Below are 17,681 nucleotides of genomic sequence, written 5' to 3' on the forward strand. Positions count from 1 at the left end.
CCGTCATCGTGAAGTCCTTCCGCGGTGCCGCGTGAGAACCCGGTCCACGAGCACGCCCGCGGCGCCGGTGTAGTGCTCGGGGGCGCACAGGGCGTGCAGGGAACGGGAGTCGTGCCGGCCGGTGAGCTCGGGGGCCTCGGCCAGGACGTCCGCGAGGTGGCGTCCGCTGCCCGCCGCGCGTGCGGAGGCCGCGGAGACCAGGGCCTTGGCGGGGGCCCTGCCGAGGTCCGGCGAGAGCGCGGCGGCCAGCCGCTCGGAGACCACCAGGCCGGCGGTCAGGTCGAGGTTGGCGCGCATCCGGTCGGGGTGGACGATCAGCCCCTCGGCCAGTTCGGCGGCGGTGTGGGCGGCGCCCCCGGTGAGCCGCAGGGCGGAGCGCAGCGGCTCCCACTCGGCGTGCCAGGCGCCCGCGGGCCGCTCGTCCTCGCTGACCGCCGCGTGGGCGAGGGTGGCCGCGAGACCGGGCAACTGGTAGGCGGCGGACCGGATCAGGGCCGCCAGGGCCGGGTTGCGCTTGTGCGGCATCGCGGACGACGCGCCCCGGCCCTCGGCGCCCGGCTCGGAGACCTCCGCGGTCTCGGTGCGCGACAGGAGCTGGACGTCCGCGGCGAGGGTGCCGAGGGCGCAGGTGGTCAGGGTGAGCGCCGCCGCCAGGTCGGCGAGGGGCGTGCGTACGGTGTGCCAGGGGGCGACGGGGTCGGCGAGCCGCAGTTCGGCGGCGAGGGCGGCCGGAAGCGTACGGGCGTACTCCGCCACGGCCTCCGGTCCGAGCCCGGCCTGCACCCGCGCGTACTCGAGATAGCCCGCCAACGTGCCTGCGGCCCCGCCGAGTTGGGCCGGGAGCGCGTGCTCGCGGACGCGGCGCAGCCGTTCGCCCGCGTCCAGGACGCCCTGCAGCCAGCCGGCCGCCTTCAGACCGAAGGTCGTCGGTACGGCGTGCTGGCCGAGTGTGCGGGCGGCCATGGGGGTGTCGCGGTGCCGCTCGGCGAGCGCGGCGAGCGCGGCGGCGACGCGGTCCAGGTCGGCCAGGATCAGGTCCGTGGTGCGCGCGGCGACGAGCATGAGCCCGGTGTCCAGGACGTCCTGGCTGGTGGAGCCCTGGTGCACGTAGTGGGCGGCGTCGGGGTCCTCGCGGGCCACGGCCGCGCCGAGCGCCCGGACAAGGGCGACGACCGGGTTCGCCGCGGCCCGCCCCGCCACCGCGAGCTCGCGCACGTCGAAGTGCCCCGCGCGCGCGACGGAGGTGATGACCCGGGCCGCCGACTCGGGCACGGTCCCGAGCCGCGCCTGCACCCGGGCGAGCGCCGCCTCCGCGTCCAGCATGGCCTGAAGACAGGCCACGTCGCTGGTGGCCGCCTCGGCCGGACTGCCGGCCCGCACCGGCGAGAGCAGCCCGGTGTCGGCGAGGTCCGGGGTCATGTCGTCTCCTGGAGGGCGGGGGTTTCGGGGGCGGCGGTGGTCGGCAGGGTGAGTACGGCGAGGGCGATCGCGTCAGAGTCGCCGAGCGTCACGGAGTTGACGCCGGGCCGGATGCCGGCGGCGGTGACCCAGTGGACGGACTCCGTCGGCACTCCGTACGCGAAGCGGCGCGGCTCGACCCGGCCGTCCGCCGTGACGAGGCGGTAGGGGCGCTCGGTGACGGACAGGCCGCCGGTCTCGTACTCCGCCACGACGTGCGTACGGCAGGCCCCGGCGGCGACGAGGCCGCGCAACAGGGGGTCGGTGGTGCGGCGCAGGTCCGGCGTGGGCAGCCGGGCCTCGATGAGGCAGGTCGTCTCGACGCGCGAGCCGGGCACCTCGGCCGCGTCGACGACGAACCGGCCGGCCCGCTCGTCGGTGGCGATCCGCATGCCCGGGCCGACGACGTGCAGGACGCCCGCCTCCATCAGCGCGATCATCTCCTCGATGCGGCTCGGAGGCGGCCCGATGGACAGGAACGCGTTGAGCGGGGTGTACCAGCGGTCAAGGTCGTCGCGGTGCGAGCGGCCGGTGAGCCCGCCGTGGTCGACGAGCAGCCTGATCTCGTTGCGCAGGTCCCGCAGGACGTCCAGGGCCGCCTTGAGCGGGCCGTCCACGTTGCCGAGCGCCGACTCCTCCACGTCCTCGCGGAGGTTGGCGAGCAGCCAGGACCGCCATGCGTCCGGGCCGGAGAACCGCCGGTCGTGGTAGGGGCGGGCGATCCGCCCCCAGTCCCAGCGCTCGGCGGGCCCGATCCCGAACTCCTGGAGCACACGCGCCTCTTCGGGGCCGCCCCAGTCGGTCGCGAGGGTGAGCTTCGTCAGCCGACGCCCCTGGCGGGCGCCGGAGCGCCGGGCGACCAGGGCCGCGTAGTAGACGGTCTCGACCTCCTTGGCGATCAGCGGCCACAGATCGCGGGTGAAGTCGAGACCCTCCCGGTCCGCGGTGCGCCGCAGCTCGGCGACCTTGTCGGGGGTGAGCAGGAAGGGGTGGTGGCGGCCGTGCGCGCCCTTCTGGTTGCGGCCGCGGGAGTGGTACGGAACCCCGCGGCGCGAGCCCGCGTACAGCACCGGTTCACGGCCCGAGGGCTGGTAGACGAGCCGGCCGTCCCCGGCGCGCTCGAAGGTGCCGCCGCGGCCGAGCGTGAACAGCGCCATGTGGTCGAAGAAGTTGAGGCCGAGCCCGCGCAGCGCGACGGGTTCGCCGGGCGCCACGTGGGACAGGTCGGCGTCCGCCGGGTTCATCGGGCGCAGATACGTCAGGGAGTGCGTCCGGGCGAACGTGGCGAGGCGCTCCTCCGCCGCGTCCGCGCGTTCCGGCAGGTGGCCCTGCGCCAGGACGACGGCGTCCAGATCGTCGATGCGGGTGCCGTTGGCCAGCGTGACGCACTGGCGCCCGTCCGGCCGCTCCTGGAGCCGTACGGCGCGCAGCGGGTGGAAGACGACGGTGACGTGCGCGGGGGCGGTGCGGACCACCCGGGCGAAGACCCAGCGCAGGTAGTGACCGTAGAAGGCGCGCGTCGGGTACGAGTCGGGGGTCAGGTCGCGGGCCTCGGCGAGCACCTGGTCGCTCAGGGCGCCGTCCGTCGGCGCGAGTTCGCCGGGTGCCGTGGGGTCGTCCTTGAGCGCGATGTTCCGGGCCCACTCGTAGAGGCTGGGGCCGGGGGCGAGTGCGCCGGCCATCTCGACGCTGGGGTCGGTGAACAGGGTCACCTGGGAGGCGACGGTGTTCATCAGCAGGTGGCGCGACTGGTCGGTGCGCCAGACCTGGCCGGCGCCGGGACGGCAGGGGTCCACCACGTGCACCACGACGTCGGTGTCCAGGGCGCGTTCGCGGGCGTTGGCGCACAGCCGCTCCAGGACCGAGAGGCCGCGGGGGCCGGCGCCGATGACGCAGACTTCGAGCTGTCTGTCGTTCACGTGACGTATCCGTTTCGCAGAGGTGGGAGCGCGCGAAGGCGCGTGGAGATGGCCGAGGACGGCGAGAAGGCCGAGGACCGGCAGGAAGGGGGGCGGCGGGAGGGGGCTAGACGCCCAGGTCGCGGCCGACGATCTCCTTCATGATCTCGTTGGTGCCGCCGTAGATGGGGTGCACCCGGTTGTCGACGAACGCCTTGGCGACCGGGGTCTCCCGCATGAAGCCGTAGCCGCCGTGCAGTTGGACGCAGCGGTCGAGCACCCGGCGCTGGACGTCGGTGGCCCACCACTTGGCCTTGGCCGCGGCCACGGCGTCGAGCCTGCCCGCGTTGTGCTCGGCGACCGCCCGGTCGACATAGGTGCGGGCCACGTCCAACTCGGTGGCCATCTCGGCCAGTTCGAAGCGCACATGCTGGAACGCGCCGATGTGCTGCCCGAAGGCCGTGCGGCTCTTGCAGTACGCCAGGGTCTGGGCGAAGGCGGTCTCGGCGGCGGCGACGGCGTACGCGGCGATGCTGAGCCGCTCCTGCGGCAGGTTGGCCGCCAGGTGGAGGAAGGCGAGACCGGGACGGCCGAGCAGGTTGGCGGCCGGTATCCGGACGTCGTCGAAGAACAGCTCGGCGGTGTCCTGGGCGGCCATGCCGATCTTCTCCAGCTTGCGGCCGCGGGTGAAGCCGGGCATGCCGCGCTCGACGACGAGCAGGCTCAGGCCGCGCGAGCCCTGACCGGGCTGGGTGCGGGCGACCACGACGACCAGGTCGGCGTGGATGCCGTTGGTGATGAAGGTCTTGGCGCCGTTGAGGACGTAGGAGTCGCCGTCGCGGACCGCGGTGGTGCGGATCGCCTTCAGGTCGCTGCCGGCCTCCGGCTCGGTCATCGCGATGGCCGTGATCAGCTCGCCCGAGCAGAAGCCCGGCAGCCAGCGCCGCTTCTGCTCCTCGGTGGCGAGTTCGAGGAGGTAGGGCGCGACGACGTCGTTGTGGAGCGCGAAGCCGATGCCGGTCGCGCCGACCCGCATGATCTCCTCGCTGACGATGACCTGGTAGCGGAAGTCGCGTACGCCACCGCCGCCGTACTCCTCGGGTACGTCGGTGCCGAGCAGGCCGAGCTTGCCGGCGCGGCTCCACACGTCGCGGTCGACGAGCCCGGCGCGCTCCCACTCGTCGTGGTGCGGCACGATCTCCCGCTCGACGAATTCGCGCACCATGGCCTGGAAGTCCCGGTGTTCCTGGGTGAGTTCACTGTCCCGCACGGTAGTCACCCCGCCTTCCGGTGGATGATCTGCTCCACGGTGGCGGTGCAGGCGCGTACGCCGTCCTGCACGAAGCGGACCTCGGCGATGGCCCGCCGGGTGGAGCAACTGGTCAGCTCCGTCTCGATGTCGACCGGTCCCGGTACGAGCGGGGCGTGGTACTCGACCGAGAGTCCGGCGGTGAGGAAGCCTGATCCGTCCGGCAGGGCCGACAGCATCACCAGTCCCGCGAAGTGGTCCACCAGACAGGCGATCCAGCCGCCGAAGACGACACCGGGGGTGAGCGTCAGCTCCTCCTCGAACACCGTCTCGCAGCGGACGAGCCCCGGCAGCCAGGAGGTGGCGGGCGGCAGCGCGAGCGTACGGGCCGCCGGCGGAGGGGTCCGCGACCCGTCGGCGAGACCGGTCAGCACAGTGCGGCCGGTGGTCTCCACGCCGTCCGGCGTCACACCGCGCAGCCGGGTGGGGCGGGCGGGTGGGGAGGTGGTTTCGAGCATGGTGGCAACTCCGCGATTCCGGTGGGTGGTTCGGGTCGGGTCTCCGGGAGGGGAGGGATCTCCGAGGGGAGGGTCTCCGAGGGGGAGGAGGGGCGGGGGCGCGTTCCCTGCCGGAAGCCCCCGCCCCCGTAGGGCCGCCGCCGCCCGGAGCCGGGGGAGGTACTCCGGGTGGCGGCGGCCCGGTTCAGGAGGCGGCGGCGCTGCCGAGGTCGGCGACCTGGTGGATGTCCCGGCGGCGGAGTTCCATCTCGCGCTGGGTGAGGGCGTCGACGGCCGCCTGGTCGTCGAGGGCGCGCAGGGCCTCCTCGTCCACCTCCTGGAAGCCGAGGACGCCCATCTTGGCCAGCGCCTCCTGGACGCGCGGGCCGAACATCCCGATCTCCTTCAGACCCGGCACGATCCGCATGAACACCAGGCGGCGGAACTCGCGTTTGGCGGGCGAGCGGCGGGATGCCTCGATGGCCTCGTCGCCGTAGCCGAGGGTGTTCCAGATGTCGTCGTCGACGTACCGGTCGCGCAGCGCCCAGCAGCCCTCGACGACGAAGTCCTCGCGCTCCTTGAGCTCCGCGGCGGACAGCTGCGGGTAGTAGCCGCGCAGCAGCAGCCGTCCGAAGGCGACGTGCCGGGCCTCGTCCCGGGCGACGTAGGCGCTGAACGCGCGCGCCAGCGGGTCGCGCAGCCGCTCGCGGTGCACGCCGAAGGTGGCGAGCCCCATGTTCTCGACCAGGATGTGCGCGGCCAGGACCCCGAAGTCCCAGCGCGGTTCGCGCATCGCCTGCTCGAACATGGCGGCGATGGACGGCGAGAGCCCGTACCGCATCCCGATCTTGGTGTGCAGGAAGCGGTGGAAGCCCTCGACGTGCCGGGCCTCGTCCACGATCTGCGAGGCCGCGTACATCTTGGAGTCCAGGTCCTCCACGGTGAGCAGGATCTTCCCGACCGCGATCAGGGCGGCCTGCTCGGAGTGCAGGAACTGCGAGTACAGCCAGCCGCTGCTGTGCCGGCGCACGATGCGCCGCTCGCTCTCGGGCAGGCGGTCCCACAGCTTTGACCCGGCGATGGAGATGAAGTCGTCGGGCAGGCCCAGCGGGTCGTCCGGGTCCACCTGGTGGTCCCAGTCGAGCCGCTCGTCCATGTCCCACTGGCGCTGCTTGCCCTGCTGGTAGAGCCGGATGAGCTTGTCGTTGCGCTGGTCGTAGTCCCAGCTGATGACGGCCTTGCCGTGGATGGGGACGGCCCACTCGCCTGCGAGGTCCGTCAGTACCTCGGGACGGGTGTAGTCGGTGGTGCCCCCCTTGCTCGTGCCGGTGCCTCCCTCGCTCGTGCCGGTGGCGCTGTCGGTGGTGTCGGTGCTCATGCGGTGTGCTCCCTGTCGGCGATGAGCGTGTCGTGGGCGATCTCCCGCAGCCGGGTGCGCAGGGCCTTGCCGGCGGGGTTGCGCGGGATGCGCTCCACGGGCAGGAAGTGGGTGGGCCGCTTGTACGGGGCGAGTCCGTCGACGCACAGGCCGAGCAGCTCCGCCTCGTCGAACCGGTCGTCGGACACGGGCTGTACGAACGCCACGGGCGTCTGGCCCCAGTCGTCCGACGGCAGGGGTACGACGACCACGTCGGCGACGTTCGGGGACTGCCGCAGCACGTGCTCGATCTCGGCCGGGTACACGTTCTGGCCGCCGCGCAGGATGAGGTCGTTGCGCCGGTCCACGACCCAGACCCGGCCGTCCGTGTCGACGCAGCCGAGGTCGTGGGTGTTGAGCCAGCCGTCGCGCAGGACGTCGGCGGTGGCCTCGGCGTTCTTCCAGTACGCCTGCATCAGGCCGTCGCCGGTCACCTGGATCTCGCCGACGACGCCGGCGGGCACCTCGCGTCCCTCGTCGTCGGTGATCCGCATCCCGGCGCCGAGCATGGGCGTGCCCACGCAGACGGCTCCGGGGACGGGCGGCTCGCCGACCGGGATCTCCGGGCGGAGGGTGAGGACCGGGCCGCCGCCCTCGGTGATGCCGAAGATGGTCTGGAGTTCGACGCCGAGCCTGTCCTGGGCCTCGCGCGCCAGTTCGGCGGGCATGGGTGCGGCGCCGTGCAGCAGCAGCCGCAGCCGGGACAGGTCGGTGCCGGGCAGGCTCTTGGTCCGCAGCAGCAGCCGGACCATGGACGGGACGAGGAAGGCGTGCTCGACCTGCCAGCGCTCCAGGGCGGCCAGGCAGCCCTGGGGGGTGAAGCGGTCCAGGACGCAGACGGTGCCGCCCGCGGCCAGGTGGTCCAGGGCGATCACGACGCTGCCGTGGAAGAGCGGACCGGCGTTGAGGAACACGGTGCCGGGCCGCGGGCCGACGTCGGCGAGCCAGGACAGGGCGTTGATCTGGAGCGAGCGCTGGTCGACCACGACGCCCTTGGCCCGTCCGGTGGTCGCCGAGGTGTGCAGGATCAGCACCGGGTCGGCCATACCGCTGCCCGGCTCGTCCGCCGACTCGGCGCCGGGGTCCGGCAGTTCGCCGACCGTCGCGATGTCGGTGACGGGCAGTCCGGGGTACAGGTGGGCGAGGCGGGCCGCGTAGCCCTCCTCGGCGACCGCGGCGGACGGCTCGACCGACTCCATGATCGCGCCGATCTCCGGGTCGGTCAGCGCCGGGTTGACCGGTACGGCGACGAGTCCCGCGGCCGCACAGGCGAGGTAGGTCTCCAGGACCTCGACGCGGTTTCCGCTGAGGACCAGGACGCGGCTGCCGGGCAGCGTGTCGTGGCGCAGCCGGGCGGCCAGGGCCCGTACGTCGCGGTGCAGGGTCCGCCAGGTGATGTCACGCCGGTGGTCCCGCAGCGCGAGGGCGTCGGGGTTCCGGTCGAGTCCGCGGCGCACCAGGTGGTTGAGCCACATGTCAGGCCGCCTCTCCGCCGATGAGCTCATCCACGGCGCGGACCGAGGTGAGGCCGAGCAGCTCCTCGTCCTCGAGCGGCCTGCCGAGCTCCTCCTCCAGGCTCAGCGCGAGCCTGATGAGCTCGCCCGAGCCGATGCCGGCCTGGGCGAAGTCGTCCTCGTCGCCGAGGCGCTCCAGCAGGGCCGGGTGGTCCAGGCTGCCCCTTATGAGGGTGCGTGCGGCGGTCATGCGGTCCTCCTCGGACGGGCGCCGACGCCGACCATGGCCCAGTACGGGGCCGGTTCGCCGTCGAAGTACACGAGAGGTTCGGCGCTCTCCGTGCGGCAGGGCAGCAGCCGGTTGAACCGGCCGCCGAAGCAGGCGGCGGCGAACTCGGGCGACTCGGCGACGCCGCGCTCGTCGCCGACGGTGGCGACGAAGGCGAACACCGGGTCGAGCGCCTTGGGCACGCCGTCCTCGACGACCTCGCACCAGGCGTGGTCGCTGCCGAAGAGGCCGAGCAGATAGCCGCGCCGTGCGGTGGCCTCCAGGCCGGCCGCGCGCAGCCGGTCGGCGAGGAGCCGCGAGGCGACCACGCAGTCGGCGATGCCGAGCTCCCAGGCCCGGTGGTGGTCGTGGCGCAGCGGCTCGGGGACCGTCTGGTAGACGACGCGGCGGGCGGCCAGGGCGTCGACGACCTCGGCCCAGGCCTCCTTGACGCGCGGGTCGCGTACGGTCTGCTCGGCGCCGGTGAGGCGGATGACCGCCTCGTAACCGGACACCCGCAGCGGGTCGTCGAAGGGCCCGCCGGAGAGCAGTTCCACGCCGGGCGCGGACAGGTCGGGGACGCGGACGGTCACCTCGCGCCGGTCGTCTCCGGCCCCCGCCGCGGCGTCCTCTCCCCCGGCCGAACGGGACGGGTGGACGCCGATCTCCCAGTCGCGGGGCTCGTACCAGGCGGCCCGCGGCGAGGCGGCGAACCGCATCAGGAAGCGCAGGCCGAGTTCGGGCACCGTCTGTCCGGTGCCGCAGAACATGCCGACGTTCATCACGTCGTCGTAGTCGAACAGCGGGCCGCGCTCGGGGTCGGCGACGTGCGGCAGGCCCTCGTCGGCGAGCCGGGCCACCTGCTCGGGGGTCGCGCGCAGGGCCCGTGCGGCGGTGACGGCGTCGGTGTCGTAGCGTGCGACGTCCGCCGGCGCGACCGTGAACCGGTCGAGCGCGCCCAGGAGGGCGTGTGAGTCGGCGGTCTCCACCGTCATATGGAGCTGCCCTCCCGGACCAGCTTGGCGACGAAGTCGCCGAGTTCACGGACGGTGGCGGTCTCGAAGAGGAAGTCGTCCGGGATGACGACCCGGCACTCGTCCTCGATCGCGGTGATGGCGCGCAGCGCCTTGACGGACTCGATGCCGGGCACGGCGGCCAGCGACTTGTCGGGGTCGATGGAGGACGCGGCCACGCCGGCCTGCGCGGCCAGGGCCCGTACGACGATGTCCAGGGTCGCGGTGTCGCTCACGAGTGCTGTCCTTCCGGTGCGGTGGAGAGTGCCGAGGTGTGCTCGCGGTAGAGGTCGGCCGCGCCGGAGCGCTTGACCTTGCCGGAGCTGGTGAAGGGGAGGGTCTGCGGGGAGACCGCGACGGTCTCCACGGCGCTGAGGCCGAGGTGTTCGGCGAGCCTGGTGCGGATGGCCTCGCCGACGGCGACGGCCGCGGCGGCGTCGAGCTTCGTCTCCCAGATCACGACCATGCGCTCCTCTCCGTCGCCGTCCCAGGCGAAGGCGGCGCAGTGCCGGCGATCGACTCCGGGCGTGGCCTTGACGATCTCCTCGACGTCCTCGGCGTAGTAGTTCTGGCCGCGGACCACGGCCATGGCCTTGAGGCGGCCCATGACGTACAGCTCGCCGTCGTGCAGGAAGCCGATGTCGCCGGTGCGCAGCATGCCGTCCGGGGTGAACGGCTGCTGCTCGGCTGGCAGTCCGAGGTAGCCCTCGGTGATGGGCGCCCCGCCGATCTGCACCTCGCCGACCATGTCCTCCTCGTACGGGCGGCCCTGGTCGTCGCCGATGCGGACGGTGACGCCGTCGACGGGCGGTCCGCAGGAGACGACCGTGCGGACGGTGGGGCCGCGCTCGGCGGCCTCCGTGACCCGTTCGCCGACAGAGAGGCTGGAGCGGTCCACGAGGAGGCTGCGGTACGCCGAGCCCGGGACGCCGGTGCTGACGATGAGGGTGGCCTCGGCGAGCCCGTAGTTGGGCTGGACCGTCCCCGGGTTCAGACCGTACGGGCCGAACGTCCGCTGGAACGCCTCCAGGCTGCTGCGCCGCACCGGTTCGGAGCCGTTGCCGCCGTAGCGCCAGGCGGACAGGTCGAGACCGTCGGGGATGCCCTTGGCGGCGGCCGCGACCAGGTAGTCGTAGAAGAAGTTCGGCGCCGGCAGGATCGAGGCGCGGGCGGCGGCGAACTCGCTCAGCCACTGCAGCGGGCGGCGCACGAAGTCGCCTGGCTGCCACAGCCAGATGGAGGAGCCCATGCGCAGGGCGGCGAGCAGCGTGAACAGGCCCATGTCGTGGAAGAGCGGCAGCCACTCGCCGAGCTGGTCCTCGGGGGTCCAGCGGGTGCCGGCGTCGATCGCGTCGAGTCCGGCGGAGACGTTGGTGTGGGTGACCACGACGCCCTTGGGCGCGGAGGTGCTGCCGGAGGTGTACTGGATGATGGCGGGGGCGCTGTCGCCGCCGCTGGTGTCCGGCAGGAAGGCTCGGGCGGCGGGCGGTTCGGCGATGTCGACGAACGGGATGTGCGGGACGGCCTCGGCGACGCGCGAGACGATCCGGCCGCCGAGGCTGCCGTCGACGAGCATGACGTCGAGCGAGGCGTCGTCCGCGATCCGCTTGACGTGCGCGGCGTAGGCGTCGGCGCCGCCGAAGGCCACCGGCAGGGCCAGGGGCACCGCCGCGGCGTCGAGGCGGAGCGCGGCGAGCAGCCCGCGTACCCACGGTTCGCCGTTGGCCATCAGCAGGCCCACGCGGCGCGGTGCGCGTCCTTCGCAGGCGGCGAGGACGGCTCCGGCGGTGCGCTCGGCGCGATCGAAGAGGGCGGTTCCCGAGACGGGTTCCTCGGAGCGTGAGGGGGTGTGCAGCAGGGTGTTCTCGCGCAGGCCGCGGGAGAGTTCGTGCCAGAGGTGCACCATGGGGATCAGGCCTCCTTCCGTGCGGTGGAGCGCTGGATCCGTCCCGCGAGCTTGCGGCGCAGCACGGACCTGCGGACCTTGTAGGAACCGGTGACGGGCATCGCCTCCCACTCCCAGAAGCGGACCTCCAGGTCGGGCAGGCCGAGCTCGGCGGCCACGGCGCGGAACCGGTCCAGGTCGGGTGTGGTGCCCGGGCGGGGGCAGGCGACGGCGAACACGGAGCTGTCGTCCTCGTCCTTGACCAGGACCAGTTCGACGAGCTCGGGCAGGGACTCCAGGAGGTGGTCCTCCTTCTCCAGGAGGCTGTCGACACCGTCGACGTGTTCGACGATGCGGTCGAGGAGTTCCAGCGAGCCGTCGTCGAGGATCCGGCCGATGTCGCCCATGGGCCACCAGGAGTCCTGGGGCGGCATGGGGCCGCCGCCGACGTAGCCGCGCATACGGCCCGGGGAGCGGGTCTCGATGTGTCCGGGGGTGTTGGGCGGCTGCGGTACGCCGTTGTCGTCGACGATCCGGATCTCCATCCCGCCGCCGGCGTAGCCGACGTTGCGGGGCGAGTAGTCGGCGGACTCCTCGCGGGTCACGATGCGCAGGCAGATGGGGCCGGACTCCGTCTGCCCGTACGCCTGGAAGTAGTGGGCGCCCGGGTGCTCCGAGGCGTTCAGCAGGGTGCGTACGGTACGCGGGTGCATCGCGTCGAAGGTGCTGATGAACCGCTCGACGTGCTGGAAGGGGCGGTCCGGGTCGTCCGCGAGGGACTCCCACTGGATGTAGACGTTGGGGTGGGTCTCGATCGACGTCGGCCGGTACTCGAGCATGAGGCGCTTGACGTTCGCCGGGTCCGGGTCGGCGATGGCCAGCGCGGGCATCGCCGTCTCCAGGGAGGCGAGGGTGCCGGCGCAGGTGCGGGCGTGCACGAACGACAGGTGCTTGGCGTTGAGGTCGTCGCCCGAGTACTGGTCCCGGAAGATCATGATCATCGGGGCGACCATGCCGAACAGCGAACGGGTCGAGTGCGCGGCCATCTTGGGGGCGCCGGTCGTGCCCGAGGAGTGGGTGATGACGAACCACTCGTCCTCGTCGCGCGGGTCGGTCTTGTGCGAGAGACGCTCTTGCAGCGGCACCACCCAGGACTCCTCCGTCTCCTCGAGACAGAGCACGTCACGGGTGAGGAGCCGCACCGCGTTGCGGTGCTCGGTCAGCCGCGACAGGCCGAGGGAGTCGACCAGGACGTACGGGTTCTCCAACCGGGCGAAGCATTCGAGCAGTTCGCCGGTCTCCATGGCGGAGGACAGCAGCGCGGGCAGCGCACCGATCTTCCCGAGGGCGCACATCACGGCCTCGACCTCGATGTGGTTGCGCTGGACGACGGCGACGACATCCCCGCGGCGGATCCCGCCGGCCCAGAACCGGTCGGCGTAGTCGTCGATGGCCAGGGCGAACTCGGCGAAGGAACGGACCGGCCGGTCGTAGGTGCGCCACGGCGTGTCGGAGAGAAAAGGAGTGTCGGGGTGCTTGTCGGCCGCGACGGTCGGGAGGATCCCGAGTGGTGCGGTCGGCTGGGGTATCACATCGAGCTTGAGTGCGGATATGTCGGGCATGACGGTTCCCTCTGGCTCGGCCTGGCGTTTTGACATGCGGGCAGCCCGGACGCGCTTGCGCCTGCGTGGGCTGTCCTTCGCGTGGGGGATACGCCGGGGTCGCTCGCGGTGTGCTCGCGGAGCGTCCGACATGACAGAAGAGGCGGGATCCGGCCCGTGCACTCCACGGGATTCCAAGAACCTTTCCGGATCCCGCCGTTCCGAGGGGCGGGCGCGCCGTCAGCGGCCGGCTTGCCTGTGTCAGCGGGCGGTTCGCCGGGGCTCTACAGCGGTCAGCGGCTGACGGAGAAGAGCGCGTGGGCCGTCGAGGCGACCAGGTCGGGGCGCTCCTCGTGCAGGTAGTGGCCGCAGCCCGGCACCACCTCGACGCGCAGGTCGCTCGCGTGCCGTCGGTCTTCGGTGAGCACGCTCGGGGGCAGCATGAAGTCCCGCTCGCCGCCGAGGATCACGGTCGGCGTGGTGAGCCGCAGCTTCTTGTACCGGCCGAGCATCAGCTTGGCGATGTCCCGCAGCGCGAAGGCGCGGTGCAGTGCCTCTCCGGCCCGCGCGCGCTCGGGCTCCTGGCTGGAGCGGACGAACTCGTTCATCGCGGCATGGGTCCACACCGCCTTCTCGACGACCCCCTTGTGCATCAGGTAGCGGGTGAACCCGGGCCGGTTGCGCAGCAGCCAGCGGCCCAGGAGCGGCTGTTCGAGCAGGGCGGTGTACCAGAACCGCCAGGACTGCGGCATGAGCCGACGGTGCAGCGGCCAGGGGTGCATCATGTTCAGCGCCAGGTAGTGCGTGACGCGCTCCGGTGCGCGCAGGCACAGGTGGAAGCCGGTCCACGCCCCCCAGTCGTGCCCGATGAGCCGGACCCGGTCCAGGCCGAGCGCGTCCAGGAGGCCGAGCACGTCGGCCACCCGGCTGTCGGTGTCGTAGCCGCCGCGCGGCGCCTCGGACAAGCCGAAGCCGCGCTGGTCCACGCAGATCAGCCGGTAGCGGCCCGACAGCAGCGGGATCACCCGCCGCCAGGCGTACCAGTGCTGGGGGAAGCCGTGCAGCAGCACGACCGGCTCCCCCTCCCCGACCTCGGCGACGTGCAGGCGTACTCCGCGTACGTTCAGATAGCGGTGCCGGACGCCCGCCGGTTCGTCGGGCAGGGGCGGTTGACGGTTCTCGACGGTCTCCACGAGGGCTCCTGGGGTGCTCGGTGTGCGGGGTGCTGTTGGGTGGCCGGGTTGTCGGCCGGTGTGTCAGGAGTCGGCGGGTCCGCCAAAGGTTCCGTCCGTATGTGCCGAAATTTCCGCGGCCGGTCGAACGAGCGGCCCCGCGGGACATTCCCACGGGGCCGCTCGGGTGCTGGACGAGTGCGTGCGGTGCGTCAGGAGCCGGTGGCCGGCGCGGCCGATGGCTCGGCTGCCGACCAGTCCGGCGACTCGGCGGCCAACTCGGCCGCGAGCGCGACGATCTCCGCCGTCTGGGATCCGTTCAGGCGCGGGTCGCAGGCGGTCTCGTAGCGCAGCGGCAGGTCCTCCTCGGCGACGCCCGCGCGGCCGCCCACGCACTCGGTGACCTCGGCCGGGGTCGACTCCAGGTGCAGTCCGCCGGGCCGGGCGCCCGCCGCGCGCACGGCCGCGAAGAAGCCGCTGATCTCGGCGGACACCACCGCCACGTCCCGGGTCTTGAGTCCCCCGGCGCCGACGCGGGTGTTGCCGTGCACCGGGTCGCACATCCACACCACCGGGTGGCCGAGCCGCGCCACCTCCGCCACCAGGGGCGGCAGCGCGTCCCGCACCCTGTCAGCGCCCATGCGGGAGATCAGGACGAGGCGCCCCGGTTCACGGTCCGGGTCGAGCCGGGCGCAGAGCTCGGCGAGCCGGGCGCGGTCGACGGAGGGGCCGATCTTCACACCGACCGGGTTGGCGATCCCGGACAGGAACCGCACGTGCGCCCCGTCCGGTTCGCAGGTGCGCGCGCCGATCCAGGGGAGGTGTGTGGACGTGAGGGCGAGCAGCCCGGTCACGGGGTCGCGCCGTACCTGGGGCTCCTCGTAGTCGAGCACGAGCGCCTCGTGACTCGTCCACACGGCGGGCGCTCCGCCCGCGGGCGCGCCGGGCATGGCCATGCCCGACTCGGCGAGTTCGCGCAGCAGGGCGAGGACGTCGCGGGCGTGCGCGTGCCCGCGCAGCAGCCGCATCGCGTCGGGTACGCGGGCGGCGGGGTCGGGCGCCGGATCGTTGACGAGGTGCCCGCGGAAGGAGGGCAGGACCAGGTCGCCCACCCGCTCGGTGGGCGAGGAGCGCGGCTTGGCGTACTGGCCGGCGAGTCGGCCGACCGGTATCACGGGCCGCCCCAGAGCGGCGCCGATGGTCCGGGCGGCGCCGTGCAGTTGACCGACGCGCGCGGCGATCCCCGCGAAGGTCGGCTCGTCGAACGTCTCGGCGCAGTCGCCGAGTTGGACCACGAAGGCCTCACCGGCCGCGGCCGTGGCGAGCGCCCGGCGCAGGTCGAGGATCTCGTGGGGCCGTACGAGGGGAGCGGCTCCGGCCAGTCGGGCGCGGATCCGGTGCAGCAGTGCCGCATCGGGCCAGTCCGGCTGCTGGGCGGCCGGCCGGCGCCGCCAGTCGGACGGCGTCCATTCCGGCGACCGGGGAGGGGCGAGCAGGGCGGGCGAGTACATGACGAAGGGCCTTTCGTCCTCGGGTGAGTGGGGGGCATGGGTGGGCTTGAGTGGGGGGTGGGCATGTGTGGGGCGGGGCCGCGGCTTCGCGCCCGGGGTGGCTACGGGCCGTCGTACCGGCTGTCGCGCAGGTCGTCGTCCTCGGGACGTGCCTCGTACGGCAGTGCCCAGCAGAGCACCCCCTCCCCCGGCAGCCGCCGCACGCTCACCCGTACGCGGGGTTCCGGCAGCCCGGCGGCGCGTGCCAGGAATCCGGCGCCGTCCGGGGTGAGCTGGATGTCGCGCAGTCCGCGCAGGGCGGGGCCGAGGACGGGGCTGAGGGCCTTGAACGCGGCTTCCTTGGCGGAGTACAGGCTGAGCAGGCGCCGGGGCGCAGTGGCGGTCGGCCCGAGCAGCTCCCGTTCGGATTCCCGTAGCACCAAGTGGGCTGCCTCGACGGGAAGGTGGCCCAGTTCGAGGTCCACCCCGAGGGTCCGGAAGCGGTGGGTGGGGCCGGCCAGGGCCACGGCCACGCCACGCGAGTGGCTGATCGATGCCGCGATCCCCTCGGGCAGCCTCGGCCGGGGGCCGTCGCACAGCACCGCTCCGGCGGCCATACCGGCCGCGCGGACGGCCCGGTGCAGGGCGCTGCGGCCGATGAGGAAGTCGCTCCGGCGCGGCTGTGGCATGGCGCGCGCCAGACGGCGCTCGTCCTCGGCGACGGCGACCGGTGGCCCTTCATGGACGGAGGCGACGGCGAAGCCCACCCCCGGAATACGCGGCCCGCTGATGGAAAAGACACGGGGCAGAATGTGGAGCGTCCCACTGAAATGCACGATGCGGTTTCCCTGTCCGTGGCATCCGGGTTCCTCGGCCGTTTCCCCCGGAGCAGTCGGTATCCTGGCTTCTCAGGGGGAAGAGGCGGCCCGGCATCCACGTACTCCCCCGCTGCGGGAATCTCCCCGGCGGGAGTCGAGTCCGATATCTTCGAACCAGCCCCTTTTGCTGGGCCTTGACCAGGTGGGGAGAGAGTGCGACCCTCCCTCGCATACGACACACGAGGGAGCACAGCGATGACCGGTTCGGTGAAGCGCGGATGGCCGACTGCCGAACTGGACCCCGTGCGCCGGCTGAAGGTCATCGCGTCCGCCACGAAGCATCCGGTCTACGCGGAGCGGCGTTTCGACCTCCCGCTCGACCGGGTGTGGTCCGTGGCGTCCGACCTGGAGCACGAACTGCCACTCCTCGTCCCCGGGTTGCGCTCCTTCGACGTCACCCGCCCCGCCGAGGGGGACAGGCTGTCGGGCCAGGCGGTCAGCGCCCTCGGACACCGGGAGCACTTCGACATCGTGCTGCGCCCCGGCTGGTGCCTGATGCAGAGCAAGGTGCTCAGCAGCGGCATGGCAGCCGCGGCGGACGGCGACGGCTGCCGGTTCGCCTTCTACAGCAGCCTGCGCCTCCCCGGCGGCCAGGTCCTCGACCTGCTGCGGGCCCCGTGGTCCACGCGGCGGGCCGAGGTGATGCTGGACCGCCTGGGCGAGCGGGTGGCCGCCCGGTCAGCCCCAGGCCGCGCGGAATGACCGCCGGGCCCTGAACAGCCGGGACCTGACCGTCCCCACGGGGATGTCGAGGAGGACCGAGACCTCCTGCTCACTGAGCCCCTCCACATGACGCAGCATCAGCACGGCCCGGTGTTCGGGCCCGAGCCGGTACAGCGCGTCGGCGATGTCGGAGGCCAGCTGGAGGTCGCCCGGGACCGTCGGCTCCTCCCACTCCATGGGTACGGTCTGCTGCCGGTGGCGCTGGTTGGCCCACCGCAGGGCCTCGCGCACCGCGATCGACCGCACCCACCCGAACAGGGCGGCGGGCTCCTTGAGTTGCCGGATCCTCCGGAAGACCGCGATCAGCGCCTCCTGGGCCGCGTCCGGCGCGTCCTGCAGCGCCACAGGCCCGCAGATCCGTCCGACGAACGGGGCGAGGACACCGAGCAGTTCGTCCATGGCCAGGGCGTCGCCGCGCTGCGCGCCCTCGACCATCGCCGCCAGCAGCTCCAGGTCGTGCTCACCTCGGGAGGTCCTGCTGTCGCCGGTCACCGGGCCGCCGCCTTCTGCGTCGCCGCGTGCCCACCCCGCAGGGAAATCGCATCGTCGACCGTTGAACCGCCCGGCAATCGAAACTCGCGAGTAACCGCTCTGCAAGGAATGCGCAGAAGCACGATCATCCGACCCCCGTCGATGGTGAATTCGCAACACAGCGCCCGCGCCACACTAGCACCGGCC

General features: G+C 72.9%; 16 protein-coding genes. 1 reads left to right on the forward strand and 15 read right to left on the reverse strand.

Annotated elements, in window-relative coordinates; all coding sequences use genetic code 11:
• Nucleotides 1-3: 3 nt before the first annotated feature.
• The 14 genes from ACZ4VI_RS11430 to ACZ4VI_RS11495 all read right to left on the reverse strand — a co-directional run bounded on the left by ACZ4VI_RS11430 (nucleotide 4) and on the right by ACZ4VI_RS11495 (nucleotide 16,169).
• Nucleotides 4-1,419 (reverse strand): nitrosuccinate lyase, encoded by a 1,416-nt coding sequence (locus ACZ4VI_RS11430; RefSeq protein ID WP_467998884.1) that lies wholly within the window; start codon nucleotides 1,417-1,419, stop codon nucleotides 4-6.
• Nucleotides 1,416-3,377: an FAD/NAD(P)-binding protein gene (locus tag ACZ4VI_RS11435; protein WP_467998886.1), complete on the reverse strand. Its 1,962-nt coding sequence runs from the start codon at nucleotides 3,375-3,377 to the stop codon at nucleotides 1,416-1,418. The genes ACZ4VI_RS11430 and ACZ4VI_RS11435 overlap by 4 nt, the downstream gene beginning before the upstream one ends.
• Before the next feature lie 106 nt (nucleotides 3,378-3,483).
• A complete protein-coding gene (locus ACZ4VI_RS11440) occupies nucleotides 3,484-4,626 on the reverse strand; it encodes an acyl-CoA dehydrogenase family protein (protein WP_467998887.1) in 1,143 nt (380 codons plus the stop codon).
• A 5-nt stretch (nucleotides 4,627-4,631) separates the two neighbouring features.
• Nucleotides 4,632-5,123: a PaaI family thioesterase gene (locus tag ACZ4VI_RS11445; protein WP_467998889.1), complete on the reverse strand. Its 492-nt coding sequence runs from the start codon at nucleotides 5,121-5,123 to the stop codon at nucleotides 4,632-4,634.
• 184 nt (nucleotides 5,124-5,307) lie between these two features.
• Nucleotides 5,308-6,480: a ferritin-like domain-containing protein gene (locus ACZ4VI_RS11450; protein ID WP_467998890.1), complete on the reverse strand. Its 1,173-nt coding sequence runs from the start codon at nucleotides 6,478-6,480 to the stop codon at nucleotides 5,308-5,310.
• Nucleotides 6,477-7,994, reverse strand: a complete 1,518-nt coding sequence (locus ACZ4VI_RS11455; protein WP_467998892.1) for a class I adenylate-forming enzyme family protein — start codon at nucleotides 7,992-7,994, stop codon at nucleotides 6,477-6,479. The genes ACZ4VI_RS11450 and ACZ4VI_RS11455 overlap by 4 nt, the downstream gene beginning before the upstream one ends.
• Before the next feature lies 1 nt (nucleotide 7,995).
• On the reverse strand, nucleotides 7,996-8,223 hold the full coding sequence (locus ACZ4VI_RS11460; protein ID WP_467998894.1) for an acyl carrier protein: 228 nt from the start codon (nucleotides 8,221-8,223) through the stop codon (nucleotides 7,996-7,998).
• Nucleotides 8,220-9,236, reverse strand: coding sequence for a hypothetical protein (locus ACZ4VI_RS11465; protein WP_467998895.1), 1,017 nt, complete (start codon nucleotides 9,234-9,236; stop codon nucleotides 8,220-8,222). Before ACZ4VI_RS11465 ends, ACZ4VI_RS11460 begins: the two co-directional genes overlap by 4 nt.
• The gene (locus ACZ4VI_RS11470) at nucleotides 9,233-9,490 is read right to left on the reverse strand and encodes an acyl carrier protein (RefSeq protein ID WP_467998897.1); all 258 of its coding nucleotides are present in this window, start codon (nucleotides 9,488-9,490) and stop codon (nucleotides 9,233-9,235) included. The genes ACZ4VI_RS11465 and ACZ4VI_RS11470 overlap by 4 nt, the downstream gene beginning before the upstream one ends.
• Nucleotides 9,487-11,160: an AMP-binding protein gene (locus ACZ4VI_RS11475; protein ID WP_467998899.1), complete on the reverse strand. Its 1,674-nt coding sequence runs from the start codon at nucleotides 11,158-11,160 to the stop codon at nucleotides 9,487-9,489. The genes ACZ4VI_RS11470 and ACZ4VI_RS11475 overlap by 4 nt, the downstream gene beginning before the upstream one ends.
• 5 nt (nucleotides 11,161-11,165) lie before the next feature.
• Nucleotides 11,166-12,761, reverse strand: coding sequence for a class I adenylate-forming enzyme family protein (locus ACZ4VI_RS11480; protein ID WP_467998900.1), 1,596 nt, complete (start codon nucleotides 12,759-12,761; stop codon nucleotides 11,166-11,168).
• A gap of 272 nt (nucleotides 12,762-13,033) precedes the next feature.
• Nucleotides 13,034-13,933, reverse strand: a complete 900-nt coding sequence (locus tag ACZ4VI_RS11485) for an alpha/beta fold hydrolase (protein WP_467998901.1) — start codon at nucleotides 13,931-13,933, stop codon at nucleotides 13,034-13,036.
• Nucleotides 13,934-14,124: 191 nt separating this feature from the next.
• Entirely contained in the window at nucleotides 14,125-15,423 is a 1,299-nt protein-coding gene (locus ACZ4VI_RS11490; RefSeq protein ID WP_467998902.1) for a 3-deoxy-7-phosphoheptulonate synthase, read from the reverse strand.
• A 101-nt stretch (nucleotides 15,424-15,524) separates the two neighbouring features.
• Complete coding sequence (locus ACZ4VI_RS11495) at nucleotides 15,525-16,169, reverse strand: 4'-phosphopantetheinyl transferase superfamily protein (RefSeq protein WP_467998903.1); 645 nt, start codon at nucleotides 16,167-16,169, stop codon at nucleotides 15,525-15,527.
• Between the two features lie 306 nt (nucleotides 16,170-16,475).
• Between ACZ4VI_RS11495 and ACZ4VI_RS11500 the strand changes: the two genes are divergently transcribed.
• Nucleotides 16,476-16,982, forward strand: a complete 507-nt coding sequence (locus ACZ4VI_RS11500) for a hypothetical protein (protein ID WP_467998905.1) — start codon at nucleotides 16,476-16,478, stop codon at nucleotides 16,980-16,982.
• On the opposite strand, the gene ACZ4VI_RS11505 is transcribed toward ACZ4VI_RS11500, so the two are convergent.
• On the reverse strand, nucleotides 16,959-17,495 hold the full coding sequence (locus tag ACZ4VI_RS11505; protein ID WP_467998907.1) for an RNA polymerase sigma factor: 537 nt from the start codon (nucleotides 17,493-17,495) through the stop codon (nucleotides 16,959-16,961). The two genes, ACZ4VI_RS11500 and ACZ4VI_RS11505, sit on opposite strands and share 24 nt — an antisense overlap.
• Nucleotides 17,496-17,681: the final 186 nt, after the last annotated feature.

This window comes from Streptomyces sp. NPDC029169, from assembly GCF_055563935.1.